Origin of the sequence: Micromonospora sp. NBC_00858 (assembly GCF_045207365.1) — a bacterium.
Lineage (GTDB): Bacteria > Actinomycetota > Actinomycetes > Mycobacteriales > Micromonosporaceae > Micromonospora.
The window spans coordinates 3,210,190-3,235,064 of record NZ_CP108828.1; the positions used below are offsets into that span (position 1 = coordinate 3,210,190).

Below are 24,875 nucleotides of genomic sequence, written 5' to 3' on the forward strand. Positions count from 1 at the left end.
CCTGGCGGACTCCGTGTCTGCCTTCTGTCACCAGCGGAAATTGAGGTCTTTGTGGTCGCGATCACGCCCCGACGCCGCACCCTGGCCGGGCAACTGCTGGTCCTCCAGCTCGCGATCATCGTCGTGGTGCTGCTGGCCGTGGCCGCCGTGTCCCTGGCCCAGTCGGCGGCGACCTTCAACCGGGTGGAGGGCCGCCGCGTCGCCGCCCTCGGCGAGCAGCTCGCCGGCAACCGGCTTCTGCGCGACCGCCTCACCCAGCCGGCACCGGCGGAGACGATCGCGCCGCTGGTGCAGAACGTGCTGACCCAGGCCGGCGTGACCACGGTCAGCGTCGCCGACGCCCGCGGCCGGGTGGTCAGCTCCACCAACCCCACCCTGGTGGGCACCGCGGTAGTGCTAGGCGATCCCCGAGTAACCGACGGCCGTAGCTGGTTCGGCGAGCTGGAAGTCGACCGATCGCGGGAACTGGTGGCCCAGGTTCCGGTACTCGACGACCGCAAGGAAAACCTCGGCCGCTACCTGGGTGCCGTGGTGATCGGTGAGGCCTCGCCGACGTGGTCACAGCGCATGGTCGGCGCCTCCTCGTACCTCCTCACCTATCTCGGCATCGCCAGCGCTCTCGGGGTGGTCGGGTCCTGGCTGCTGGCCCGGCGGATCAAGCGGCAGACCCTGGGCCTGGAGCCGCGGGAGATCGCCGGGCTGGCGGAGCACCGAGAGGCGCTGCTGCACGGCATCGCCGAGGGCGTCATCGCGCTGGACCCGCAACTGCGGGTCACCCTGGTGAACGCCGTCGGGCGGCGGCTGCTCGACCTGCCCGAGCACTGCCTCGGCCTCAGCCTCGCCGACCTGCGCATCTCCGGCCGGCTGCGGGACGTGCTGGCCGGCACCGGCGACGGTCCGGAGGCCCGCGACGAGGTCGTCGTCCGCGCCGGCCGGGTGCTGGTGATGAACCGGATGACGGTCAACAAGGACGGTCGCCGGCTCGGTTCGGTGACCACGCTGCGGGACCGCACCGAGCTGGCCCGGCTGGAACGGGAGATCGGATCATTCCGCAGCACCGCGGAGCTGCTCCGCGCGCAGACCCACGAGTTCGCCAATCAGTTGCACACCATCTCCGGGCTGATCCAGATCGGCGAACACGACGAGGTGGTCCGGTACGTGGACGCGCTGAGCCGGCACCGGGCGTCGCTCGACCTGACCGTGACCAGCCGGATCCACGACACCGCGGTCGCCGCGCTGCTGATGGCGAAATCCGCGGTGGCCGCCGAGCGTCGCGTGGAGCTGCGGGTCTCCGAACGGACCAGCCTGGACAGGATGGAGCCGGAGATCACCGCGGACGTCGCCACGGTGCTGGGCAACCTGGTCGACAACGCCGTGGACGCCGTCGTCGACGGCCGGGACGCCGGCGGCGCCGGCGCGGCGGACGGATCGGCGTGGGTGGAGGTTGAGCTGCGCCAGGACGCCTCGTCCGTGGAGATCATCGTCCGGGACTCGGGGCCGGGGATCGCCCCGGAGCTGGCCCAGGAAGTCTTCACCCAAGGCTTCACCACGAAGGCGGCGCAAGGCGGCGAGCGCGGTATCGGGCTGGCGCTCACCCGGCTGGTCTGCAACCGGCGCGGCGGGGAGATCGCGGTGACGAACACTGAGGAGGGCGCGATGTTCACCGCACGGATGTCGGTGGCCACCATGCTGGAGGGAGTTCGTTGATCGACGTCCTGGTCGTCGACGATGACTTCATGGTCGCCCGGATCCACCGGGGGTTCGTCGAGCGGATGGACGGCTTCCGGGTCGTCGGCACCGCGGGCACCGGCGAGCAGGCCGTCGCCGCTGTCGACGAGTTCCGGCCCGACCTGGTGCTGCTCGACCTCTACCTGCCGGACATGTTCGGCCTCGACGTGGTGACCCGGCTGCGCGCCGCCCAGCACGACTGCGACATCCTGGTGATCAGCGCCGCCCGGGAGGCCGAGGCGATCCGCCGGGCGGTCCGCTACGGCGCGGTCAACTATCTGCTCAAGCCCTTCGGGTTCGACGAGCTGCGCACCCGGCTGGAGCAGTACGCCGCGCGGCGCAACTCGCTGCGTGCGGCGGTGGTCAGCGACCAGGCCGACGTGGACCGGGTGTTGTCCCGTAGCAGCTCGCACGTCACCTCCGCCCTGCCCCGGGGCCTTAGCACTGAGACCGCGGAGCTGGTGGAACGCGCACTCCGGGAGAACTCCGGCACCCTCTCGGCAGCCGAATGCGGGGACCGGGTGGGAATCTCCCGGGTCAGCGCCCGTCGCTACCTGGAGCACTTCTCGGGTACCGGACGGGCGGCGGTGTCCCTGCGCTACGGTGCGGCCGGCCGGCCGGAACGCCGCTACAGCTGGGTCGGGTGACGACTGCTGCGGGCGTGCCGGCGGACCGCCGGCGGGACAGTAGCCGGCTGCTGCCGTGGCTGGAAGAGACTGCACGCCCGGATCTCATGGTGGCCGCCGCAAGTATCACCCTGACGGTTGGCGGATTCCGCCAGCACGATGTCGGCTGTCGGGCGACGATCGCTCCTGTAGGGCCGGCCGTTTGGCTGTGAAGCAGGTCGGGAATCCCGGCCCAGCCTTGACCGGGCCATCACCTCGGTATGGGTCCAGCCGCTCGTTGGCGGGGAGTAGGTCGGCGCTCCGGGTGCACCCGACGGATCACCAGCACGGCCAGGCCCACCAAAACCGCACCGACGCCGGCCCACACTCCGAACGCGAACGCGGTGGAGTGGTCATTTGCCAGCACTCCGAGCGCGGGGCGGGCCACGGCGATGCCAACCCCACCTATGCAGGTCATCACCCCAAAGATCATGGCGCGCACCGCTTGTGGGGTGACTTCATTGGTGAAGACCTCCAGCACCGTCGTGCCCAGGGCGTAACCGAATCCCATCACTGGCAAAAACATGAACGGGCCGAGCCAGATCACCTGACTCGTGGCCACCAAAGCGGCAAGGATGAGGATGAACGCCGTGGTCAGGGCCAACCGCCGGTGCAGTTCGCCCGTGTACCCGGCCACCAACCCACCCAGCACTGAGGCAGCCGCGAACGCCGCATACATCCACCCGGCGACCCGCACGGACATGCCCAGTTCCAGCGCCAACGGCTGGAACAGAATGCGGGCGCTCCACCCGACCAACAGCAGCAGGGCGCCCAGCCACACGGCCCGGCGCACCCTCGCGTCAGCCGCCGCGCCACGAATGTCCGCCATCACCGAGGTGAGGGTGGAGACCACCCGCGGCCCGCTGACTTCCGGCAGCGTGAACGCGAGCACGAGCGCTACTCCAGCCAGGACAGAGGTGACGGCGAACGGCAGCCGCGGATCCATTTCATACAGGTACCCGGCAGTCAGGAGTGAGAGCAGTATGGACACATGGCCCGTGGCCCGGACCAGCCCGAAGGCCTTGGACGGGTTGACGTCGAGTTCGTCGTGGGCGCACAGTTCGTACAAATAGGTGCTGGCCGCCCCAGATGTCAGCGCCCACAGCAAACCCCACAGCACCCATGCCCCGAACAGCAACTGCACGGACTGGATCTGGGTGATCACCGCGAACGTCAGCACTGTCCCACCGGTTAGGGCCAGGTAGGTGCGCCGCCGCCCGATCAGGTCCGCGACCACTCCCACCGGGAACTCACATACCACCGAGACGAGCCGGAATACCGCGTCGGCAAGCACTGCCGTTGTCAGCGGGAAGCCCAGGTCCAGCAGGTAGATAAGCCAGATCGGGAACCAGAACTGCACCTCGAGCAGGAACTGGGTGGCCGCAAAGGTGCGTATTGAACGGCTGCGAAGCGCTGTCCTCATGAGCCGTTGTCGCGACGGAAGAACAGGTACACCATCACTAGCAGCACTGAGACCAGCCCAGAGGTAATGAGGATAGCGTCCGCTGGCTGTGCGGCGATCCACTCCATTGCGGAGGACTGGCCCAGGTCGTATATTGCCGTGCCCGGATCGCTGGCTATCGACCGTCCGAACTCGGTCACCGCCAAGGCCGTGCCGAGGATCGACGTCACACCGATGCCCAACAGGATGAGGTCGGTGAACATCGTCGACCGAGCTGTGCGCCTCGAGGCAAGTTCGGCCAGGCGTCGGTCGCAAATCTCGATCTTGAACCGCACCGGCTGCTCCAGGACGTTCTCGTAGTCCCAGAACTCGAGGATCGCGTCCATCTCCACGCGTACGGCGCGCTTGAGGTATTTCGACAGGTCGCGGCGCTCCATGATGATCAGCTCGGCCCGCTTGCTCAGGCTCATCAGCTGCCCCTTGAGCTGCTCAAGGTCCCAGCGGGAAGCTGGCGCCGCTGAGTCCGCCACGATCTTCGACAGGCGGGTGTCGATGCGGTCCAGAACACCGTAGAACACCTGCGCGTAACGCAACGCGTCCCACTGGTCCCGGAACGGGTCACCGGGCAACATCCGACCGCCCGCACCAGTTCGATCCATGAAGATGTAGTTCAGCCAGCGCACGAGGTGGTCGAGGTCGCCGTCCAACAATCGGTCCGCCGGGGTCGTGTCGCCGTCTCCGGCCGTCACCACGTCCTTGACCCAGTGGCGCACCACCCTCTCGATACCCGACTCGGACGGGTCCACCACGAGGCTGCGGGTGACCCACAGCGACTCGCCGAACTCCGCCGTGATCGGGTCGCCCCCAGGTGTGGCCGCGACGAGGATCTGCTCGTCCCGGTCGGCCTGGCGAAGTAGGTCGAGCACCGGATTCAAGTATCGCTGAACGGTCTCACGCGCCACCCGCTCACCCATCGTCACCGCGCGGGCCTGGAGGTCGTCGAGGTGGGCCTCGAGGCCGTCGTTGGGCTCGGTAAGCGACCGTTGCACGTCTGCCAGCAACTCCAGCAGCATCAGGCCGTGGTCGTAGAGTCGAAAGCCGATCTCGGTGACCCCAACGTGCAGGGCGTCGGTGGCCCCGCCGAACTCGCCCGGCAGGTGCTCCGGGGCCAGCTTGCCGGTGAGGACGTGGAACGTACGCTCCACGGCGTGGTCGCTGATGGTGCGGTAGAGGTTCAGTGAGCTGGTGGCCCTGGTGTGTTCCAGCACGATGGCTGGGGACGTCCCGGGGCCCTCGTTTACAGAATCGGGGACCAGGAGCTCCAGCAGCTCGTCAACGGCCGGCTGCTGCTTGGCCCAGAACTGGGCGTAAGCCCTGGGATCACGCAGAGATGCTCCGGGCACGGCGTAGTAGTCCACCACCACTGGGGCGAGGATCCGCAGCTCGGTCATCGCCCTTCCGCCTCGAGTTGCAGCGCACGGGCGTCCACGTAGAGTACGCGGCCCTTCGCCGGGCCATTGGTGACCTTCACTTCGACGAGGATGTTTTCGGAGGGTGTTCCGGCGGAGCCGACGAACTCCTTGGGCCAGGTGAGCACGCGTGCCCGCGTACCTCCCGGGGCAAGCAGCACCAGCTTCCCATCGGCGTTCAGCAGTTCCACCAAACCCGTCTTACCGGACGGGGTCAAGGTAACGTCCCTGACCGCGGACGGCTCGAGCTCCGAGACGATCTCCTCGTACGCCGGGCCCTGACGCATCTTCGCCAGTTCCTTGTTGAACTCTTTCATCACGGAGGTGGCCGCACTAGTGTCCGCCATCATGAAGTGCAGGCCCTGCACCGAGTGCACCAGCGGGCCGCCGTCCTGCAGGTAGGAAAAGTTCCCGGCGTCCCCGGCGAAGGACGGATCGGTCAGCACCGCGTGGCCGGAGAGCAGACCTTCGGCGAGTAGGTCGATCCTGCCATCGGCCAGAGCCCGGAAGCCATCCAAAGCTGAGTCGAACTCCACGAAGTCGGTCACCGCCGACTCCAGTTCGTGCCAGTAGTCGTAGCCGGCGATCCTGCCCACCCGCAACGCGCTCAGGTTCGCAGCCGGGGAGATCTGCGGCTTGCCGCCACGACGGTCGTAGAACAGGACGTACTCGAAGTCGATGAGTGGATCGGAAATCAGGAAATTGGCGCGCCGCGATCCGCTGCTCACCAGTGGAAACACCCCGACAGCGGAGCCCGAGGCGACCTGTTCCTCGGCAAGGGACCACGACGTGTAGCTGATCTCGGGGGAATACCCAGATCTGTTGAGGACCTCGACGACCAACTTCGTGACCGGTCCGCCGTCGGGCAGCTCAGGCCCCACGAACGGAGCCCACGCTCCACTGGAGATCAGCACCGGCCGGGAGGGAGAGACGGGGGAAGAACGCAGCTTGACGGCCACGATCGCCCCGGACACGACCACCGCCATCGACAGGACCAGGACCATGCCCCAATTCCGTAGCGGTTTCAGCAATGCGGATAGCGTGCGCGAGTGAGGGGACACGGCCGATCATCCTATCCGGACGACGCCACCAGGGATGCCGGCGCCGATACGCCGTGCACCATCACGTCGCGCAATGCACGCCGCTACGCTCCCCCGGGCTGGATACATCCGCGCACGCGACGATCCATCCGAAGTAGACGGGAACGTGGCCACCGCGCTCCTGCGGCCACGGGCCTGCGGCGGGTCGGGTGTTGGCCGCGCGCACGGCATGTTTCGCCGCCGCAGTGCCTCGGACGCCACTAGACGGCGTCACGGTGGAGGACGCCAACAGCAGCCTGGACGGGCCGGAGCCGTTCAGCGTCGTCTACTGCGGCACCAACGAGCAGCCGGAGACCAGCGCGCGCTACCGCCGAGTCCTGGAGCAGGCCGGCTATCAGGTCGACGCGGACCCGCTCGGCGAGAACATGCTCTTGAGAGCCCGTCTTGTGCTGGTTGGACTCCGCGCCCCGCTCGGGTTCCCGCCCTGATTCCGGTTACGCCGCCCCGCGTCGCCGTAATATGCACGGCGGTGGCTCAGTGGCCACGGAACGCCTCCTCCAGCCACCACGAGCCGCGCGCGGCGCAGACCTTGGCGTCGACCACCAGCGGCCGGGTACGGGGACCAGCGAGCCAGCGGCGTACCGGCTCGAGATCGTCGACGGTCCGGACGGTCAACCCGTCGCAGCCGTAACCACGGGCGATCGCGGCCAGGTCGGTCTCGGGGAAGGTGACCGTCTCCAACGGGTGCCCGTCCGGGCCGAAGTGGTGCACCTCGGCGCCGTACGCCGCGTCGTCGTAGATCACCACGAGGAGGGGTAGCGCCAGCCGGACGGCGGTGACCAGTTCAGACGCGGACATGACGAAGCCACCGTCGCCGACCGCGGCGACCGTGAGCCGGTCCGGCCGGGCGACCGCCGCGCCGAGCGCACTGGCCAGGCCGAGCCCGATCGACTGGAACGCCTGGGTGAAACAGAATCCGGCCACGTCCGGCACGTCAAGCCACATCGACGGGTAGCCCATGAAGTTGCCGGAGTCGACCACCACCGTCCGGTCGGGCGGCAGCAGGTCGTCCAGGGCAGCCGAGAGCGTCCTCGGGTCGATCGTCGCCGGGGCGCCGGCCCGCGCCGACCCACCCTCGTCCCGGTACGGGACCGTCCGCCACCGGCCGTGGTCGCGAATCCGTTGTGCCAGCTCCGGCGTACGCCAGCCGCCGGTCCCGGCGTCCACGGGCCCCGTGGAGCCGGCGCCCAGCCGACCGCGCACCGCCTCGGCGACCGCCGCCACCTCGCCGGCCACCGTCAGGTCAACCGGGCGGTTCACCCCGAACGCGGCCGGGTCGTGGTCTACCTGGACGACGACGGCGGAGGGCGGGATCAGTTCGCCGTGCCGGGTGGTCCACATGTTCAGCGTGCTGCCCCATGCGACGACCAGGTCCGCCGCGCCGATCAGCTCGGCGGCGAGCGGGGTGGCGAAGCCGCCGGCCACGTCGATGTTCCACGGGTTCCCGGCGAACAATCCCTTCGCAGCGGCCGAGACCGCGAGCAGCGCGCCACACGCGTCGGCGAGCCGGGTCAGCGGTTCACGGGCCGCCCGGGCGCCCCGACCCGCGATGAAGACCGGTCGACGTGCGGCCTGGAGCGCGGCCAGCAACGGCTCGACCTGCGGGGCGGTGGCCGGGGTCGGCGCGACCGCAGGGACCGGGCCGGACCATGGTTCGGTCACGGTGTGCTGCACCTCCAACGGGAGGCCCAGCACCACCGTCGCGCCCCGGGCGGCGGCTCGGTACGCCGCGCCCGCGTCCTCGGCCGCGTGCGTCGCGCGTACCCGGTGGAAGTCGGCCCCGACCGAGGTGGCGAGCGCCGGCAGGTCGATGAAGAAGTTCGACCGGGGCGCGGTCGCCTCCGGGGCCAGGACCACCATCGGGGTACGGCTCTTCGCGGCCTCGGTGAGGCCGGTCAGCGCGTTGGTGACGCCCGGACCCTGGTGCACCGAGAGCAGGCCCACCGTCCCGGAGGTGCGGGCGTACCCGTCCGCCATGCTCGCCGCGCCGCCCTCGTGGGCCGCCGCCACGAACCGGGCGCCGGCCGCCACAAGCGCGTTCGTGACATGGAAGTTGCCGCTGCCGACCACCCCGAAGACGTACCGTGCGCCGTGTCCGTACAGAACCCGCCCGACCACCTCGGCTACCCGCATCTGTGGCCCGGTCCTACCGTTCGACCAGCGCGAGGACCCGGCACGGGCTGCCGGACCCGGAGACGATCGGCAGTGGTCCGGCAATCACCACCGCGCCGGTCGCCGGCAACTGCGCCAGGTTACGTAGCTGGGTCAGGCCGTACTTATCCTGGCCGAGCAGGAACGAGTGGCACGGGAACGGCGGGTCGAATGAATGCGCAGCGCCCGCGTCGGTCCCGACCGTCTCCACCCCGACGCCCTGGATCGGCGACTCCTCGGCCAGCCAGCGGGCGCACTCGACGGAGATGCCCGGGGTACGCCCGGCGTTGGCGTACCGCTCCGGGTCGTCGCCGTACGCGTCCCAGCCGGTGCGGTAGAGCAGCCAGCCACCGGTGGGCAGGGCACCGTGTTCCGCCTCCCACGCCTTGATGTGCTCGACCTCGAGCAGGAAATCAGGGTCGTCGGCGGCGTCGGCGGCGTGGTCGATCACCACCGCCGGGGCGATCAACTGGCTCACCGGAACCTGCGACACGTCCGCGCCCTTTTGACCGGTGACCCAGTGCACCGGGGCGTCGAAGTGGGTGCCGGTGTGCTCGCCGGTGGAGAAGTTGTTCCAGTACCAGGCCGGACCGCGGTCGTCGTACCGGCTGATCTCGCTGAGCCGGAACGGCCAGGTCTGGCCGAACTGCTCGGGCAGACCCAGGATCGGGGTCTGGTCCGAGAGCGGAGCGGTGAGGTCGACAACCTGGATCCGGCCGCTGGAAAGAGCGGCGACAAACTCCTGCAGCACCGTCATGCGGCGACGGTACACCGCACCCCCGCTCCACGATGGACCCTCGAACGGGGGCGTGTCAGCGGCGCTGCCCCGCCCCCGCGGCTCGTGGGCCGGGGAGCGGCTCCCAAGCCCCGTCGTGCGGCGCGGTCGTCGTACGCCCCCGGCGGTGGCCGCCCATTCCGGACGGGGGTGGTCCTCGCACACGGAGGCTCCGGCTGCAGGTCTTCATGCTGGCATGTTCGGTGAGTTCGCTCCCCTGGCGAGTTGGACGCTACCTCTGGGGACAGGTTCTGGAGGCGAACCTGACCCCGGTCCTCCTCTCGACGCGGACAGCATCCCGAAGTACCGCAGGGTGGTCCCCGCGAACGACAGTGGCAACGCCCCGTCATCGCCGCCTTGCCCGGCGCCGGCTGGTCGACACGACTAACGTCCTCGTGCCGCCAGGTGGCGTACCGCGCCCAGGCGACGAAATTGGCCCGGCGGTGGGTCAGTGCGGGGCAGACACCGCCTCGCGGGCCAGGATCACCGCGCCGAGCAGGGCGGCGTCGTCGGGGAACCCGGAGCGGACGACCTCCGGCGGGTACGGCAGGACCTCGGCCATCCGTTCGACCAGCATTCCCCGGATCAGGTCGCTGCCGGTCACCCCACCGACCAGCACCACCCGCTGCGGATCCACCAGCAGGCAGCAGGTGACCAGGTGGCGGGCCAGCTCGTCGACCCGGGCCAGCAACGCGTCCCGGATCCCGCCGGGCTGTCCGGCCCGGACGGCGAGCCCGGCCGCCCCACCGGGCAGGACCAGCTCCTCGGCGAGCTGATCCAACGCCCGACCGGAGAAGGTCGCCTCCAGCATGACGCCGGGCCGGGCGGCACCGGCGACGGCGTACCCGATCTCGCCGGCCGCGCCGTGGTGACCGGACAGCACCTCCCCGCGTACCGTGACCGCCGCCGCCACGCCGGTGCCGAGTCCGACCACCAGGCCGGGGTCGGCGTCGCGCAGCGCGCCGAGCCGCAGCTCGGCCAGGGCGGCGGCGTTCAGGTCGTTGTCGACGGCCACCGCCGGCACGTCAAGCCGCTCCCGGACCGCCTCGGCCAGCCGCAGCCGGTCCCAGCCGGGCACGTTCGGCGCCAGGTCGATGCCGTCCGGCCGGACCACCCCGGGCGAGGCGATGCCGGCCGCCGTCAGCGGGCCGCCGACCTGCGCCACCAGCTTCGCGGCCAGCTCCAGCGCACGGTCCAGGGCCTGCGGGGCACCCTGCTCGGCGTACGTGAGCACTCGCTCCCGGGCCAGCAGCCGGCCCTGGCGGTCGGCCACCCCGACCGCCATTTTCGTGCCGCCGAAGTCGATGCCGAGCAGCAGCGGGCCGGTGCCGGTCGGTGCGACAGGCTGAGCGGCCTGGCCGGCGAGCCGGACGTTCATCGGTCCCGCCGTTCGGCACTGGAGCTCGCGGGCGTCGCGCCGGGCCGTCGCGCGCTCACCGGGCAACCGGCGGTCAGCGGCCGCGGATCCTCCGACCACCGCGCGGTCACCGGGCCGCCTGCTCGGCGGCGACCGCGTCCAGCGCCGCGTCCGCCCGGGCGAGCCGGTCCCGGACCGCCGAGAGCCGGCCGGCGACCGTGTCTAAAGTGCCACGTACCACGCCCACCTGGGCGCGGACGGCGGTCGCGCCGGGGCCGTCGACCTGGACCCGGTCGAGGACGAGCTCCGGCCGGACTGCGGCGGCGATCAGGTCGGCGACGGCCGCGTCGTCGAGCCGGGCGGTGATCCCGTCAGCCGCGGCCCGCACCGAGTCGACGGTCCAGCCGTCCGGCGCACCGCCCCGGACCAGCCGTCCGACCACCGAGTGCGCGGCCCGGAACGGCACCCCGTGCCGGGTAAGCGCGTCGGCGGCGGCGGTCGTGGTGGCCCCGGAGGCGACGATCTCCTCCCGGGTCGGCGGCTCCAGCGGCTCCAGCTCGGCCAGGAAGCCGCCGAGCAGGGCGAAGAACCGGTCCGTGCGGTCGTTGCTGTCCCAGAGCCGCACCTGCACGTCGGTGGTGGCGTTGTTGGAGTCCTCCCACCAGGCCGCGCCGACGTTGTTGAGCACGGAGGCGGCGTCAGCGGCGGTGGCGCCGGCCATCGACACCAGGTGCTCCAGCACCACCGGGTTGCGCTTCTGCGGCATGATGCTGCTGCCCTGGGTGAAGTCGCCGGGGGTGGCCACCCAGCGCCAGGTGAGCCAGTCCATCAGGGTCCGGGCCAGCCGGGCGCCGGTGGCCAGCGCCTGGGCGTTGAGTGTGCCCACCCGGACCAGGTGGTCCGCGCCGGCGACCGCCTCGTACGAGTTGGTGACCAGGCCGGCGAAGCCGAGCAGTTCCGCCACCCGGGCCGGGGCGATGTCCAGGTCGGTGCCGGCGAAGGCGCAGGAGCCCAGCGGCGAGGTGTTGAGCTGGTCGATCAGGTCGGCGTAGGCGACCGCCTCGCCCGCGAGAGCCTCGGCGTAGCCGGCGAGGGCGTGGCCGATGGTGGTGGGCTGGGCCGGCCGGCGGTGGGTGTAGCCGGTGATGACCACGTCGGCGTACCGGTCGGCCCGCTCCAGCGCGGTCCGCCCGGCGGCCAGCACCCGGTCCAGCACGCCGAGGAGCTGGTCGCGCAGCAGCATCCGGAACACCCCGGCGTCGAGGTCGTTGCGGCTGCGGGCCATCTGCACGTCCAGCTCGGAGGTGGGGACACCGCACGCCTCGGCGAGCCGCTTCTCGAGCAGGTAGTAGGTGTCCTCGAAGCTGCCGTCGAATGCTGGCGCCGGTGTGGTGTCCGCGCGCAGCTCGGCCAGCCCGCGCAGCAGCCGGGCGCCCCGCTCGGCCGGGATCAGCCCCTGCTCGGTCAGCATCACCACGTGGGCCTGGCTGGCCCGGACCATCGCCGGGTACAGGTACCCGACGTGGTGGTCGTAGGTGGGCCGCAGGTGGTGCCGCTGGTATGTGGTCAGCGCGGGTGTGCTCATGGCGGTTCCTTACTTCCTTCCAGGCCGGACGCGGCCGGTTCGCCGCCCCCGGAGGGGTCAGCCGGTCAGTCGCTGAGGCCGAGCAGCCGTTCGGCGTTACCGGCGAAGATCGCGCGGAGGTGGTCGTCGGGTAGGCCCAGCTCGTGGCAGACCCGGAGCTGGTCGTCGAGGTATCGGGTGACGTAGCCGCGCGGGAACCAGGACGAGTCGCTGCCGAACACGATCCGCTCCGGGCCGATGGTCTCGTAGCAGCGGCGGAAGAGGTCCTCCAGCGTGAGCTTGTACGGCATCCAGCGCACCCACTGATTGGAGCCTGAGGTGTCGATGTGGATGTTCGGACAGCCCCAGGCGGCAAAGAACAGCTCCTGTACGTGCTGTACCCCGAAGTGCGGCACCACGACCGCGAGCTCAGGGAAGCGGCGGGCCATCCGGGCCAGCTCGTCCGGGCTTCCGTACCGGCCGACGGTGAGGCCGCCGGCGCTGCCGTAGTGCCCGATGTGGATCAGCACCGGCACGCCGAGTCGCTGGGCGGTGCCCCAGAGCGGATCGAGGGCCTCGTCGTCCAGCGGGCCGCGCAGCAACGGGGCGAAGAGCTTCAGCCCGCGCAGGCCGCGCTCGACCACCGCGCGCTCCAGCTCACCGGCGGCGTCCGGGCCGTACGGGTCGTGGTGGGCGAAGCCGAGCAGCAGGTCCGGATGCCGGTCCACCACGTCGGCCACGGTGTCGTTGCCGCCGCCGGTGACGAAGACCGCCCGGCGGATGTTGACCTCGCGCAGCTCCTGGGCCCACCGGTCAGCCTCGTCCTGCCAGCGCTGGGCGGGCGGTTCCGGGTCGGGGAAGCTCCAGGCGCGACGCCACTGCCGGGCGTATGGAGCGGAGCCGGCGGCCCGGACAGCCGCCTCGTGCTCGCCGCCGGGGTGCATGCCGGCGGCGTGCTCGCAACCTTTGACCGTCTCGTCGGCACCGATCCGGAAGTGCAGGTGGAAGTCGACGATGTCCAGTCCACGGTCCACGGTCATGCGCTCTCCTCTGGCAGTGGTCTGGCCGGCGCCGAGAACGGCGGCGAATCGGACGGCAGCGGGTCGGCGGTGGGCGGGGCGGGCAGCTCGGCGGCCACCCAGGCGGTCACGACCTCGCGCAGTCGGGCTCCGGCCAGTTCGCGGATCTGCCGCCCGGCGGCCTCGCTGGCCAACGAGACGTGCCCGGACCAGCCCTGCCAGGGGTCCGGCCGGGACTCGACCAGGACGTATGGCTGGGTCACCGGCAGCTTCGGCTTCGGCGGCAGGTCGGTCGCAGCGTCGAGGCGTACCGCGTCGGAGTCGAAGCCGAGCACGCCCGAGGTCTCGTACGCCCCGCCGTGCCCACGGGAGACCAGCGGGCCGTAGATCTCGGCGGTCTCCGCCGGGGTGACCAGCTGGAACCAGTTGACCAGCAGCAGGCTGGCCTGCCGACGGCCGGAGACCCACTCCATGGCGGCCCGGACGGTGGACATGTTGGCGTCGTGGCCGTTGACGATCAGCAGCCGGGGGAAGCCGGCCGCGACGATCCCCTCGATCACGTCGGCGAGGTAGCCGACCGCGATCTCGGGTCGGATCGCCACCGTGCCGGGCCACGGCCGGGTCTGTCCCGGGCAGGCCGCGTATGGCACGGCGGGGAAGAGCACCCCGCGCGGGCCGGTGTCGCCGGGCACGGCGCTCTCGGCGGCGAAGCCCTCGGCCAGGATCAGGTCGGTGCCCAGCGGCAGGTGCGGGCCGTGCCACTCGACGGCGCCGACCGGCAGGACCGCGAAGTCCGCCGCCGCGGCGACCGCCGCCAGCTCGCCGCCGGGTACCCGGGAGGCCGGGACGAGTCCCCCGGGTGCCAGCCAGGATGTCACGTGGTCCACTGTGCCGCCTCGCGGGTGGCTCGGCGACCGCTCTGCAGCCGGCCGGAGACCACCATCACCACGAAGATCAACACCACCTGGAGCATGCCGTATGCGGCGGCGGTGCCGACCTCGAACGAGTACATCCGGTTGTTGATCTCCACCGAGATCGGCGCGGTCTCCGAGGTGTAGATCAGCACCGAGGCGACGAACTCACCGACGCCGTGCACGAAGGCGAGCAGTGCGCCGGCGATCACGCCCGGCAGCATCAACCGCAGGGTCACCGTGCCGAACGCTCGCCACCAGGAGGCGCCGAGGTTGCGGGCGGCCTCCTCCAGCGAAGGGTCGATCTGGGCCAGCGTCGCCGAACTGGACCGGAAGACCAGCGGCAGGAATCGCACGAAGTACGCCAGCGGCATGATCCAGAAGGTGCCGATCAGCACCTGCCCGAAGCTGAACGCGTTTCCGGTGCTGAACGCCGAGATCAGGTTGATCGCGACCACCGTGCCGGGCAGCGCCCAGGCCAGCATGACCGCTACGTCCAGCAGGCCCCGGCCGCGGAAGTTGAGCCGACGCACCGCGTAAGCGATGAGCACGCCGATCACCACGCAGCCGACGGTGGCGAGCAGGCTCATCTGCAGCGAGTTGAGGATCGGTTGGAACGCGTCTGGGTCAGAGAAGATCGTGACGAAGTTCTGCCAGGTGTACGCGGCCGGGATTACCTCGGTGGTCCAGGAGCCGTCCTGGGAGAACGCGACCAGGGCGATGGTCGCCACCGGGGCGAGCAGCAGCGCGGTGGCCAGCAGCGAGGCGGCCAGGGCCAGCCACTTGCCGAAAGGGTTGGTGATCTCCCGGCGGTGCGCGGCGACGCCCTTGGACTGGGAGCGGTAGCTGCGCCGCCCCTCGTACCAGCGCATGCCGAGCAGGAAGAGTACCGAGACCACCGCGAGCACGGAGGCGTAGGTGGACGCCATCGGCAGGTCGTTGTTGGTGCGGTTGATGTAGATCTGCATGGTCATGGTCTGGTCCACCCCGAACAGCAGCGGGGCGGTGTACGAGGCCAGCGAGGTCATGAAGACCAGCAGCGAGGCGGAGACCAGCGCCGGGGTGAGCATCGGCAGCAGCACGGTGCGCCAGACCCGGACCCGGCCGGCGCCGAGGTTGTAGGCGGCCTCCTCCACCGATGGGTCCATCCCCGCGAGGGCTGCCGAGGCGGACAGGTAGAAGAAGGGGTACATGGTGAAGGTGTGCACCACCAGCACCCCGGCGATGCCGCTGAACGGCAGCACCGGGTTCTCGGTGCCGAAGAGCTGCTGGAGGCCGCGCGGCAGGATGCCGGTCTCGCTGTAGAGGAGCTGGAACGAGATCGCCCCGATCAGCGGTGGCAGCGCCGCCGGCACCAGGATGATCGCCTCGATCAGCCGGCGGCCGGGAAACGAGAAGCGCTTGAGCAGGAAGGCCATCGACACCCCGACGATCCCGCAGAGCAGCACGCTGGCCGCCGAGATGATCAGGGAGGTGACCAGCGACGACCGGGCCACCCCGGCGCCGGTGAGGAAGCTTGTGTAGTTCGCCGTGCCGTCCTCGCCGAAGCTCTCCACGAAGGTGGCGAACATCGGCTGGACCACGTACCCGAAGAGGATCAGGGCGAGCGGGAAGACGAGCAGGTATGGGAACCAGCGTGAGTTGGTACCCCCGGCGAAGCGGTCGGTGAACCGCGGCCGACGGCCGTCGTCGGAGGGCGTGCGGTCCTCGGTGATCGGCGGGACGGTCGCCGGGCTCGGCGTGGCCGGGATGGTCGTCACGGCCGCACCACCCACATCCGCTCCCGTGGCAGCCGCAGCCCGACCTGGTCGCCGACCGCGATCCCGGCCGGTACGTCCACAGCAGCGACCTGGACCGGTTCGCCGGCCACGTCGATCACCAGGTTGGTGGCCATGCCGGTGAACTCCAGGTCGGTGATCCGGCCGGGCAGGGCGTCCGGTGCGGTGGTCGAGGTGAGCCCGATGTGCTCCGGGCGGATCGAGACCAGGCCGGTCTCCCCCGCGCGCAGGCCGTGGTCGGCCGGGGCGGCGACGGTGACCTCGTTGCCGTCGGGCAGCCCCACCGTGACGGTCTCCGGGCCGGCGCCGAGCACCGGCAGGGTAAGCACGTTGCTGCGCCCGATGAACCGGGCGACGAATGTGGTCGCCGGCCGGTGGTAGATCTCCTGCGGCGACCCGATCTGCTGCACCCGGCCGGACTGCATCACCGCGATCCGGTCCGACATTGCCATCGCCTCGGCCTGGTCGTGTGTGACGTACAGGGCGGTGGTGCCGGTCTCCTTCTGGATCCGGCGGATCTCGGTCCGGGTCTCCTCGCGCAGCTTGGCGTCGAGGTTGGACAGTGGCTCGTCGAGCAGCAGGGTACGCGGCCGGATGACCAGCGCGCGGGCCAGCGCGACCCGCTGCTGCTGGCCGCCGGAGAGTTCGTCGATGCGCCGGCCGCCGTAACCGGCGAGGTCCACCTGGCCGAGCGCCTCCTCGATCCGCCGCTTCGACTCGGCCCTGCCGACCTTGCGGATCTTCAGCCCGTACGCGACGTTCTGCGCGACGCTCAGGTGCGGGAAGAGCGCGTAGTTCTGGAAGACCATGCCGGTGTCCCGCTTGTTCGGCGGGCGGCGGGTGACGTCCTCCTGTCCGAACCGGATTCGGCCGGAGGTCGGGAAGTAGAAGCCCGCCACCATGCGCAGCGTGGTGGTCTTACCGCAACCGCTCGGGCCGAGCAGGGTGAAGAACTGTCCGGCGGCGATGGTGATGTCGACGCCGTCGACGGCGGCCGTGTCGCCGGCGCGCGCGAAGCGCTTGCTCACCGACTCCAACGTGACATCGATCATGATGTCTCTCCTCTGTCTGGTACCGGGGCTGGCCGGTCGCAGGTGGTGGGGCCGGGCCCGGTGGGCGGTGCGGCCGGGTGGCGGCGGGCGCCGGGCCCGGGTAAACCCGGTCCGGCGCCCGTCCGGTCAGCCCTTGTTCTTGATCTGGCTGTTCCAGTGGTTGATCCACTCGGTCTCGTTCTTGCCGATCACGTCCCAGTCGACGTCGAGTGGCTTGAGGTTGAGCTGGGCCAGCCACTCTGGCTTCTGGGCGATGTCCACAGCCGGGATCTGGTAGTAGTCCTTGGCCAGGTCGGCGCGGAGCTTGTCGTCGAAGAGGAACTCCACGAACTTCTGCGCTCCGGTGGTGTTGCCGCCCTTGACCGCGGCCAGCCCGTCGACCAGCACGGGAGCGCCGGAGGTCGGCATCACGAAGCCGAACGGCATGTTCGACTGGTTGGCCTGGAGCAGGATGTCCTGGAGGTTCCAGGCGCTGAGCAGGCCCTGCTGGCGGGAGAGCTTCAGGTAGAGGTCGGCCGGGTTGGCGGCGTAGGCGCCCGTGTTGGCGTCGAGCTTCTTGAGCCAGTCGTAGCCGGGCTGCGGGTTGCTGCCGTCGGCGGACTGCCGCACGATCATCGAGGCGTAGATCGACCGCATCGTGCCGGACGCGGCGACATCCCGGATGAGGATCTTGTCCTTCCACTCCGGCTTGAGCAGGTCGTCCCAGTCCTTCGGGGCCTGCTCCGGGGTGAGCGCCTTGTTGTTGTACATGATGACCTCGGGCAGCAGGATCTCACCGAACCAACGGCCCTCGGAGTCCTTGTACTGCGCGTCCATCTTGGCAGCGAACGTCGGCTGCCAGGCGGTCAGCAGGTCCTCGGTCGCGCCGGCGGTGAGCCCTTGCTGGGTGCCTCCCCACCAGACGTCGGCCTGCGGGTTGGCCTTCTCGGCGCGAACCCGCTCCAGGATCTCCTGGGCGCCGAGGTTGAGGATCTCGACCTTGCCCTTGTACTCGGGGTACTTCGCGGTGAACTGGTCGACGACGAAGGTGGAGACCTTCTTGTCGCGGGCGGTGTAGATGGTCAGCTTCTCGGCGCTGGCGCCGTCGGCCGCGTCGTCTCCGCCTCCGCCTCCGCAGGCGGTGCCGGCGGCCAGCACGGTGGCGAGCGCTCCGGCAAGGAACAGGCGACGTTTCATGGGGTACCTCCGAGGGGGAAGGGAACTGCGAGGGGATCAGGGTGTGGGCAGCAGGTTGGGCAGGCCGGACGCGGCGGCCGAGAGGGCGTAGCTCACCGCCCCGTGCAGCACGGACCGGTCGCCGAGCACCGCCCGGCGTACTTCGGTGGTGGCCGGCGCGGCGGCGGTGACGTAGTCCTGGACCCGGGCGACGGCCGCGTCGTCGAGCTGGGCGGCGGCCCCGCTGAGCAGCACCCGGCCCGGGTCGATGACGCAGGCGCACGAGACGATCAGGCGGGACCAGGCGTGCAGCACCTCGTCCAGGTACGCGGCGGCGGCCGGGTCGGTGCCGGCAAGCTCGACCAGGGCACGGACGGGTGACTCGGGACGCCGGCCCGGGCGCAGCGCGACCACCCGCTCGGCGATGGCGCTTTCCGACCAGCGGGCCTCGAACGGGCCGATCCCGTCGTGCCCCCGGTCGGCCGGGTCCAGCGGCAGGAAGCCGACCTCGCCGGCGGCCCCGCCGGCACCGCGCCGGACCTGCCCGTCGAGCACCAGCCCGGCACCGATCCCGTCGGCCACGTGCAGCAGCAGCAGGTCGGCGACGTCGCTGCCGGCGCCGGCCGCGTGCTCGCCGGCCGCCATGAGGTTGACGTCGTTGTCGACGACCACCGGCACGCCGAGCCGCCGCTGCACCGACTCCCCTATCGGCAGCCCCTCGACCACGCCCACCGACGGGGCGAGCCGGACGGCACCGCCGGAGCTGACGCCGGGCGCCGCGATGGCCACGCCGCGCAGGGCGGGCAGGGCGTCACCGGCAAGTTCCGGGATGAACCGGCAGATGGTGTCGACGATGTCGCCGGTGAGCCGGACGCCGCGGTGGGCCACCACGTTGCCGTCGCTGTCGGCGATCTCGCAACTGATCCGGGACGGCTCCAGGGAGACCGCCGCGACCAGCTCGGCGCGCGGGTTGAACTCCAGCATGGCCCGGGGCCGGCCGGCGCGGGAGGCGCCCGGCCCCCGCTCGATCAGGTAGCCCTCGGCGATCAGCTCGCGGACCAGCGGGGTGAGCGTGGCGGGGCTGAGGCCGGTGAGTTCGGTCAGCTCGGCGCGCGAGAGCAACCGGACCTGACGGGCGGTGGAGATCACGGACAACCGCTTGATCTCCTTCGACCGCTCCCGGCTCACCGGGCTCGTTGGGGGTGTCACCACGTCAGTCACACTTCCTTCCTACGGCGAATAAAGTAATGAGTCAAGTAACGAATGCGTCTCGGGGTATCCGAAAGCTGCGCTGAGCTGCGTAGACGACCTCCGCTCGCGGGATGGACGGGAGAGCGCCCCCGGCGGATGGCCGCCGGGGGCGGGCCAGAGCGGACCGGCTTAGTTTCTTTCGCAAACGAAGAAAACCTTCTCCAAGGTATTGACGGTCCGTACCGCCGATCTTTAGCGTCACCCGGCGAAGGCCTTCCAGTGTGTACGGACCAGCCGTGCCGCTGTGCACCCCGGTGATCCGACGCCGTCGGCGTCCAGCACCGTCCGCTCCCCACCAGCCATCCGACCACCCTGCCCGGCGCCGACGCGGTTGTGCGTCCGCCGCCGGTCGACGCTGGTCGGATCCGTGGTCCGGAAGGATCTGCATGCGAGCAAAGGGATTCCTGCTACCCGCCGCCCTGGCCCTGGCCCTGACGGCGACCCCCACCACCGCGTTCGCCGCGCCCGCCGACGCCGCCCCGAAGCGGCCCACCGGCGCGGTCGACCTGGACGTGCTCTTCGTCAGCGCCCACCCCGACGACGAGGCGGGCAGCCTGGCCACCCTCGGCCAGTGGAAGGAGCAGTATGGCGCCCGGGCCGGCGTCGTCACCATCACCCGCGGCGAGGGCGGCGGCAACGCCGTCGGCCTGGAGGAGGGGCCGCCGCTGGGCATCATCCGGGAGCGCGAGGAGCGCTCCGCGATCGGCAAGGCCGGCGTGGCGAACCTGTACAACCTGGACCGGGTCGACTTCTGGTACACCGCGTCGGCTCCGCTGTCGGAGCAGATCTGGGGGCACGACGAGACCCTCGGCCAGATCGTCCGGGTGATCCGACAGACCCGGCCCGAGATCATCATGACGATGAACCCGTCGCCGACCCCGGGCAACCACGGCAACCACCAGCAGGCGGCCCGGTTCGCCGCCGAGGCGTTCCAGGCCGCGGCCGACCCGAATGCCTTCCCCGACCAGTTGCGCAAGGAGGGGCTGAAGCCGTTCCGGGCAGCGAAGTTCCTGCGTACCGGCGGCACCGGCAGCTCCTCGGCCGGCCCGCAGTGCGCGGCCAGCTTCACCCCGACCGTGCCGACCGACCAGGTCTTCGGCGTATGGGAGGGCACCCCGAGCAGTAGCGGGAAGAGCTGGGCGGAGATCGAGGTCGACGCCCGCCGGGAGTACGTCACCCAGGGCTGGGCCGGCACCGCCGCCGCCCCGACCGACCCCGCCGCACGGCGCTGCGACTTCTACACCCTGGTAGACAGCCGGGTGCCCTACGACCCGTCGGACACCTCACCCGCGGCGATCCTGCGCGGGCCGGTGCTGCCGCCGGTCAAGGGTGGCCTGCCCAAGGGCACCGAGCTGTACCTGACCACCGACCGGTTCGACGTCGCCCCCGGCGAGAGCGTCGAGGTCACCGCACACGTACGCGGCGGCGACCGGAAGCTCGACGTGCCCCGGGTCGCGCTGCGCGCCCCGGACGGCTGGCAGGTCTCCGCCGGCAAGGGCCTCGGCACCGTGGTCCCGGCGGGCCAAGAGCGGACGGCGACCTTCACGGTCACCGTGCCGAAGGGCGCCGACACCGGCGCGCAGAAGCTGCTCACCGCCACCCTGACCACCAAGGGCCAGGGCACCGGGACCACCGACGAGGCGCTCCGGGTGGTCGCCGATGTCAGGGGCACCCTGGAGCCGCTGCCCGAGGTTGGCCTGTTCCGCGAGTGGGCCGCCGAGGGCGGCTACGGCCAGCTCGACACGCTGATCAAGCCGGTGCTCACCATCGGCTCGGGTCAGGGCCGCGAGGTCCGGGTGGACCTGCGAAACGTCGGTGAGACCGTACAGCGCGGCACGGTCACCCTCGACCTGCCCGCCGGGTTCACCGCCGACGCGACCACCAAGAGTTACGCCGACCTGGCGGCCGGCGCCACCGGCGCGGTCACCTTCACCGTGACCAACACCGACGCCTCGCTGCCCACCGCCAACGAAGGCGGCGAGAACGGCGACTACGGCGTCACCATCACCACCACCAGCGCCGTCGGCAGCACGGTGGAGACCGGTGCGTTGGAGATCGTGCCGGCCAGCGAGGTGCCGCACGCCGGCGGCGACCACGCGGTCGACGGGGTGGCCAGCGCGGGCGAGTACCCCGGCCCGGAGCTGGACCTCTCCCGGATTTGGGAGGGTGAGGCCAGCACGCCGCAGGACGCCTCGGCGAAGGGCCGGATCGCGTACACCGAGGACGCGCTCAAGGTGATCGTCACGGTCACTGACGACGTGCTCGGCAGGAAGGTGGTACCGCAGGACTGCAAGCGGCAGCGGCGCACCGACAGCGTGGAGATCATCGTCGACCCGAAGGGAAACTCCTCGGACACCTCCACGGTGTTCAAGGCGGGCATCTTCCCGGTCACCGACGACCCGGCCAACGGCAACCCGCCGTGCTGGCAGCGCGACGCCGACAACCGGCAGGGGCCGGGCGCCGAGACCGCTCCAGGGATGACCGTGGTCAGCCGGGTCAGCTCGCCCTACACCGGCTACACCATCGAGACGAGCATCCCCTTCGCAGTGCTGCCGGACGCGGTGGACCCGACCCGGATGGGCTTCAACGTGCTGGTCTACGACTCGGACACCCAGGACCTGTCGTCCCAGTCCCGGCTCGGTTGGTCGACCTTCACCGGCGTCCGGGCCGACCCGTACCGGTACGGGCTGGTGACCCTGCCCGGCTACACCCCGGCGGGCCGGGCGCCGAGCGCCCCGGTCTTCCCGGACACCTCCGCGCGTAGCGTTCACAGCCCGCAGACGATCGCCCAGTCTGCCGTGGACGGGGTGGCCCCGGCCGCCGTGGCCCGGCTGCCCGAGCGGGCGCTCACCCTGACCGGGCAGCGCCCGGTAGCCGGTGGCGTCGAGGTGACCGTCAAGGCGGACCGGAAGGGTACGGCGTACCTCTACGGCTGGGACGGTGACCGGGCGCTGGGCAGCCGCACCGTCGAGCTGCGGCCCGGCCGAGCGGTGAAGGTGCTGATCCCGGTGTCCGACGGAACGGCCACCTCGGTTCTGGCCGCTTTCGAGGCGAATGGCGCGGCGCTGGCGAAGCAGGCCCCGATCCACCGCTGACTCCGCTCCGGACAGTGATCTTGGGCAGTTGTCGTTCCACCGGCGGGCTCAACCAGTGGTTGCAACACTCTTCTGTGATTTTCGTTAGGGTGGTTGTGGCCCAAGGTTGAGCCCGCTGGAGCGGGAACAGATCGGGTTGGGTCGGGCTGCGGGTGAGTCGTTGCGGTCGATCACGCGCAGGTTGGGACGGGCGTCGTCGACCGTTTCGCGACTAGCGAGGACCTCCAGAGTGCGCGGCTGAACCGCCAAGGCACGGGAGGGGCGACCCGACGCACTCGGCGTGGTATCTGAGAACTCCAATTCGGCCCGCAACCTTGTAGCATGCGGCGGACGACGGCCGGCAGCTGGAGCGCGGCTCTGGTACGACTCGGCGGGCGGCACCGCCGGGTCGGGTGGCCGCGGCGCCGGTCAGGCCGGGGCCGGCGTGAGAGAGGAACCTGCTCGGCGTGTTCCAGGAACCGGACCAGACTCGGATGATCGGCGGAAACTCAATTGGCGTGGCCTCAGGCGCCAGGGGCGGGGCGTCAGGCGCCGGGCCGCCGGAGGTGTGGGACGCGGAGCTAGCCAAGGCGATGCGGCACGTTGCCGTGCTGCGCACCGGGTTCTACGTTGTCGTGCTGCTGATCGCGCTCGGTGGCCAGGTGTCCGGGGCGATGGAAGGGCTCGGCATGCCGTGGTACGTCGCCCTTCCCGCGGTTGGGGCGTTGGAGCTGGGCGGCGTCGTGGTGCTGGCGAACGCTGACGTACGCCGTCGACTAGGCGAAGGGGCGATGCTGTCCCGGGTGTTGTCGGCCGGCATCGCCACCGCCGCTGTCGCCTTCAACTGGCTGGCTCACAGTAACCACCTCGAAGGCGGTTTCTACGCGGGCATGTCGCTACTCGGTTATCTCGTGTGGCTCATGAGCAGCGAGAATCAGCGGCGGGACCGGCTGCGCGCCAGGCAGCAGCTACCACCCACGACGCCGGGGTACGAACCAGCCGGGCACTGGTTGCGACACCCGTGGCTGACCCGCCGCGCCCGCTCGTTGGCCAAAGCCGATCCCGGCCTCGGGCTGTACGGTTCGCTCGACGCGGCCCGCGCGCAGATTCGCGCCGAGCGGCGGCAGACGGCGCTCAGAAAGGTGTTGCGCCGCAAGATCAGCCGAGCACTGGACGCCACCACCGCGGACATCGCCCTGGCGGTGTACGACCTCGACGAGATCGCCCAGCGGCTGGCCGAGCAGGCGGACTACGACGGGCTCACCGCGCTGATCGCCGCCGATCTGGCACCTGCGCGCGTGCTGGCCGGGAACCTGCCGGCTGGCGGCCGCCGCCGACGGTGGCGTCGGGCCGGCCACCCCGACCCCGCCGCACTAGCCTCGGCCGCGCGGCTCCTCGCCCACGCCCCCGAGCCGCTCATGGACGCGGCCCCCGTAGCCCCCGCGGCGGACGTGGCCTCCGGCGGCTCAGCGCGGCCAGAGTCGGCCGGGGACGCCGTTCAGCAGGCGGGAGGAGACGGTGACGAGCGCCCGGGATCGGAGCGGTCCCGGGCGGTGACGCCGGACCGTACCGACCGGCAGTCGGAGCGGTCCGAAGACACGGGCCAGCTCACCTCGACCACGGATCAGCCCGACCCGCCCCCCGCTTCCGACTGGGCGGCGCTGCACGCGGAACTCGCCCCGCTCCTACCGGCAGCCCCATCGCGCCGAACGCCGCGCAACACAGCAGGCCGGTCGGCCACCAGCCGGGCGGAATCGCCGTCGACCACGGACGCGCCAGGCTCCGTCGCGGAGCCGGCCGACACCGCGCCGCGGGCAACGACCCGCCGCGCGGCACCGATGCCGCGGACCGCGACGGGACAGGCAGGTGCCGCCCGAGTCGCCGACCTGGCGGGCGAGGCGGCGCCGACCGCGCAAGTCACGCGAGAGCTACCCCTGGTGGCCGGGCGGGACCTGCCGGATCTGGTAAACACCGCGGCGAGCCGCACCACACCGCCCGTCGCGGCCCCCGACGCGGTGGAGAAGGCCACCGAGCAACGATCAGCGTCGCGACCGCGGCCGCGTCGGCGGGACGACGGGGACCCGCGACCGAGCTCGGAGACCGTTCGGCGTCGGTCGAACACCCAGTCGGCCGAGGCCGGTCGGCCCTGACGGAAAGATCCTCAACGGCCTGATCAAACGAATACTCCCAGGCCGCAGTGACCATCACCTTCAGCGACCGCTTCCCAGCCGCTGAAACCTAGTAACCAAGATCGCCGGAAACACCGTTCACGAGGCAGTCCCCCGATCCCGCTTGTATCCAATCGCATTTCGTTGGCTGTCGGCTTGACGACACCACGCTGGACGCCGGTGCCCGCCAGGCGCACTTTTCTCGGTACACGATGCGTACACAAGGGCACGCTCACTGCGGTCGAGGAGCATCGAA

At 71.0% G+C, this 24,875-nt stretch carries 19 protein-coding genes; 6 read left to right on the forward strand and 13 right to left on the reverse strand.

The features are described 5' to 3' along the window. Nucleotides 1-51: 51 nt before the first annotated feature. Nucleotides 52-1,707 (forward strand): ATP-binding protein, encoded by a 1,656-nt coding sequence (locus OG990_RS15030; protein WP_406081049.1) that lies wholly within the window; start codon nucleotides 52-54, stop codon nucleotides 1,705-1,707. Next, nucleotides 1,704-2,375: a response regulator gene (locus tag OG990_RS15035; RefSeq protein ID WP_406081051.1), complete on the forward strand. Its 672-nt coding sequence runs from the start codon at nucleotides 1,704-1,706 to the stop codon at nucleotides 2,373-2,375. The genes OG990_RS15030 and OG990_RS15035 overlap by 4 nt, the downstream gene beginning before the upstream one ends. A gap of 229 nt (nucleotides 2,376-2,604) precedes the next feature. Here the strand turns inward: OG990_RS15035 and OG990_RS15040 are convergent, their stop codons facing one another. The 3 genes from OG990_RS15040 to OG990_RS15050 are packed head-to-tail and all read right to left on the reverse strand — an operon-like array spanning nucleotide 2,605 to nucleotide 6,268. Then, nucleotides 2,605-3,816, reverse strand: coding sequence for an MFS transporter (locus OG990_RS15040; protein WP_406081053.1), 1,212 nt, complete (start codon nucleotides 3,814-3,816; stop codon nucleotides 2,605-2,607). Beyond that, on the reverse strand, nucleotides 3,813-5,246 hold the full coding sequence (locus OG990_RS15045; RefSeq protein WP_406081054.1) for a hypothetical protein: 1,434 nt from the start codon (nucleotides 5,244-5,246) through the stop codon (nucleotides 3,813-3,815). Before OG990_RS15045 ends, OG990_RS15040 begins: the two co-directional genes overlap by 4 nt. Then, nucleotides 5,243-6,268, reverse strand: a complete 1,026-nt coding sequence (locus tag OG990_RS15050; RefSeq protein WP_406081055.1) for a hypothetical protein — start codon at nucleotides 6,266-6,268, stop codon at nucleotides 5,243-5,245. The genes OG990_RS15045 and OG990_RS15050 overlap by 4 nt, the downstream gene beginning before the upstream one ends. Nucleotides 6,269-6,579: 311 nt before the next feature. Here OG990_RS15050 and OG990_RS15055 point away from each other — a divergent pair, with 311 nt between their 5' ends. Next, nucleotides 6,580-6,792: a hypothetical protein gene (locus OG990_RS15055; RefSeq protein ID WP_406081057.1), complete on the forward strand. Its 213-nt coding sequence runs from the start codon at nucleotides 6,580-6,582 to the stop codon at nucleotides 6,790-6,792. Between the two features lie 46 nt (nucleotides 6,793-6,838). On the opposite strand, the gene OG990_RS15060 is transcribed toward OG990_RS15055, so the two are convergent. The 10 genes from OG990_RS15060 to OG990_RS15105 all read right to left on the reverse strand — a co-directional run bounded on the left by OG990_RS15060 (nucleotide 6,839) and on the right by OG990_RS15105 (nucleotide 19,347). Further along, on the reverse strand, nucleotides 6,839-8,497 hold the full coding sequence (locus OG990_RS15060) for a thiamine pyrophosphate-binding protein (RefSeq protein WP_406081058.1): 1,659 nt from the start codon (nucleotides 8,495-8,497) through the stop codon (nucleotides 6,839-6,841). A gap of 13 nt (nucleotides 8,498-8,510) precedes the next feature. Further along, nucleotides 8,511-9,272: a cyclase family protein gene (locus OG990_RS15065; protein WP_406081059.1), complete on the reverse strand. Its 762-nt coding sequence runs from the start codon at nucleotides 9,270-9,272 to the stop codon at nucleotides 8,511-8,513. Between the two features lie 466 nt (nucleotides 9,273-9,738). Then, complete coding sequence (locus OG990_RS15070) at nucleotides 9,739-10,668, reverse strand: ROK family protein (protein ID WP_355610431.1); 930 nt, start codon at nucleotides 10,666-10,668, stop codon at nucleotides 9,739-9,741. A gap of 106 nt (nucleotides 10,669-10,774) precedes the next feature. Further along, nucleotides 10,775-12,232 (reverse strand): argininosuccinate lyase, encoded by a 1,458-nt coding sequence (locus tag OG990_RS15075; protein ID WP_406081060.1) that lies wholly within the window; start codon nucleotides 12,230-12,232, stop codon nucleotides 10,775-10,777. A 65-nt stretch (nucleotides 12,233-12,297) separates the two neighbouring features. Beyond that, entirely contained in the window at nucleotides 12,298-13,251 is a 954-nt protein-coding gene (locus OG990_RS15080; RefSeq protein WP_328415458.1) for an amidohydrolase family protein, read from the reverse strand. Further along, nucleotides 13,248-14,108, reverse strand: a complete 861-nt coding sequence (locus OG990_RS15085) for a creatininase family protein (protein WP_406081062.1) — start codon at nucleotides 14,106-14,108, stop codon at nucleotides 13,248-13,250. Before OG990_RS15085 ends, OG990_RS15080 begins: the two co-directional genes overlap by 4 nt. Further along, nucleotides 14,105-15,901, reverse strand: coding sequence for an iron ABC transporter permease (locus tag OG990_RS15090; RefSeq protein WP_328415455.1), 1,797 nt, complete (start codon nucleotides 15,899-15,901; stop codon nucleotides 14,105-14,107). The genes OG990_RS15085 and OG990_RS15090 overlap by 4 nt, the downstream gene beginning before the upstream one ends. After that, nucleotides 15,898-16,971 carry an ABC transporter ATP-binding protein gene (locus OG990_RS15095; protein ID WP_328415453.1) on the reverse strand — a complete coding sequence of 358 codons (1,074 nt, stop codon included), beginning with the start codon at nucleotides 16,969-16,971 and terminating at the stop codon, nucleotides 15,898-15,900. Before OG990_RS15095 ends, OG990_RS15090 begins: the two co-directional genes overlap by 4 nt. Nucleotides 16,972-17,097: 126 nt before the next feature. Continuing rightward, nucleotides 17,098-18,147 (reverse strand): extracellular solute-binding protein, encoded by a 1,050-nt coding sequence (locus OG990_RS15100; protein ID WP_355610422.1) that lies wholly within the window; start codon nucleotides 18,145-18,147, stop codon nucleotides 17,098-17,100. A 36-nt stretch (nucleotides 18,148-18,183) separates the two neighbouring features. After that, on the reverse strand, nucleotides 18,184-19,347 hold the full coding sequence (locus OG990_RS15105) for an ROK family protein (protein WP_406081064.1): 1,164 nt from the start codon (nucleotides 19,345-19,347) through the stop codon (nucleotides 18,184-18,186). Between the two features lie 416 nt (nucleotides 19,348-19,763). On the opposite strand from OG990_RS15105, the gene OG990_RS15110 reads away from it, so the two are divergent. The 3 genes from OG990_RS15110 (at nucleotide 19,764) to OG990_RS15120 (ending at nucleotide 24,601) form a co-directional block, all read left to right on the forward strand. Next, nucleotides 19,764-22,472, forward strand: a complete 2,709-nt coding sequence (locus OG990_RS15110; RefSeq protein WP_406081065.1) for a sugar-binding protein — start codon at nucleotides 19,764-19,766, stop codon at nucleotides 22,470-22,472. Between the two features lie 106 nt (nucleotides 22,473-22,578). Continuing rightward, nucleotides 22,579-22,713 carry a helix-turn-helix domain-containing protein gene (locus tag OG990_RS15115; RefSeq protein ID WP_406081066.1) on the forward strand — a complete coding sequence of 45 codons (135 nt, stop codon included), beginning with the start codon at nucleotides 22,579-22,581 and terminating at the stop codon, nucleotides 22,711-22,713. A 256-nt stretch (nucleotides 22,714-22,969) separates the two neighbouring features. Next, nucleotides 22,970-24,601, forward strand: a complete 1,632-nt coding sequence (locus OG990_RS15120; RefSeq protein WP_406081067.1) for a hypothetical protein — start codon at nucleotides 22,970-22,972, stop codon at nucleotides 24,599-24,601. Nucleotides 24,602-24,875 lie beyond the last annotated feature (274 nt).

Excerpts from the sequence above, each read along its gene's own strand:
- OG990_RS15070 (WP_355610431.1), bottom strand. The coding sequence starts at position 10,668 with ATGAACGTCCGGCTCGCCGGCCAGGCCGCTCAGCCTGTCGCACCGACC.
- OG990_RS15045 (WP_406081054.1), bottom strand. The coding sequence starts at position 5,246 with ATGACCGAGCTGCGGATCCTCGCCCCAGTGGTGGTGGACTACTACGCC.
- OG990_RS15110 (WP_406081065.1), top strand. The coding sequence starts at position 19,764 with ATGCGAGCAAAGGGATTCCTGCTACCCGCCGCCCTGGCCCTGGCCCTG.
- OG990_RS15040 (WP_406081053.1), bottom strand. The coding sequence starts at position 3,816 with ATGAGGACAGCGCTTCGCAGCCGTTCAATACGCACCTTTGCGGCCACC.
- OG990_RS15075 (WP_406081060.1), bottom strand. The coding sequence starts at position 12,232 with ATGAGCACACCCGCGCTGACCACATACCAGCGGCACCACCTGCGGCCC.
- OG990_RS15065 (WP_406081059.1), bottom strand. The coding sequence starts at position 9,272 with ATGACGGTGCTGCAGGAGTTTGTCGCCGCTCTTTCCAGCGGCCGGATC.
- OG990_RS15060 (WP_406081058.1), bottom strand. The coding sequence starts at position 8,497 with ATGCGGGTAGCCGAGGTGGTCGGGCGGGTTCTGTACGGACACGGCGCA.
- OG990_RS15095 (WP_328415453.1), bottom strand. The coding sequence starts at position 16,971 with ATGATCGATGTCACGTTGGAGTCGGTGAGCAAGCGCTTCGCGCGCGCC.
- OG990_RS15050 (WP_406081055.1), bottom strand. The coding sequence starts at position 6,268 with ATGGTCCTGGTCCTGTCGATGGCGGTGGTCGTGTCCGGGGCGATCGTG.
- OG990_RS15080 (WP_328415458.1), bottom strand. The coding sequence starts at position 13,251 with ATGACCGTGGACCGTGGACTGGACATCGTCGACTTCCACCTGCACTTC.
- OG990_RS15100 (WP_355610422.1), bottom strand. The coding sequence starts at position 18,147 with ATGAAACGTCGCCTGTTCCTTGCCGGAGCGCTCGCCACCGTGCTGGCC.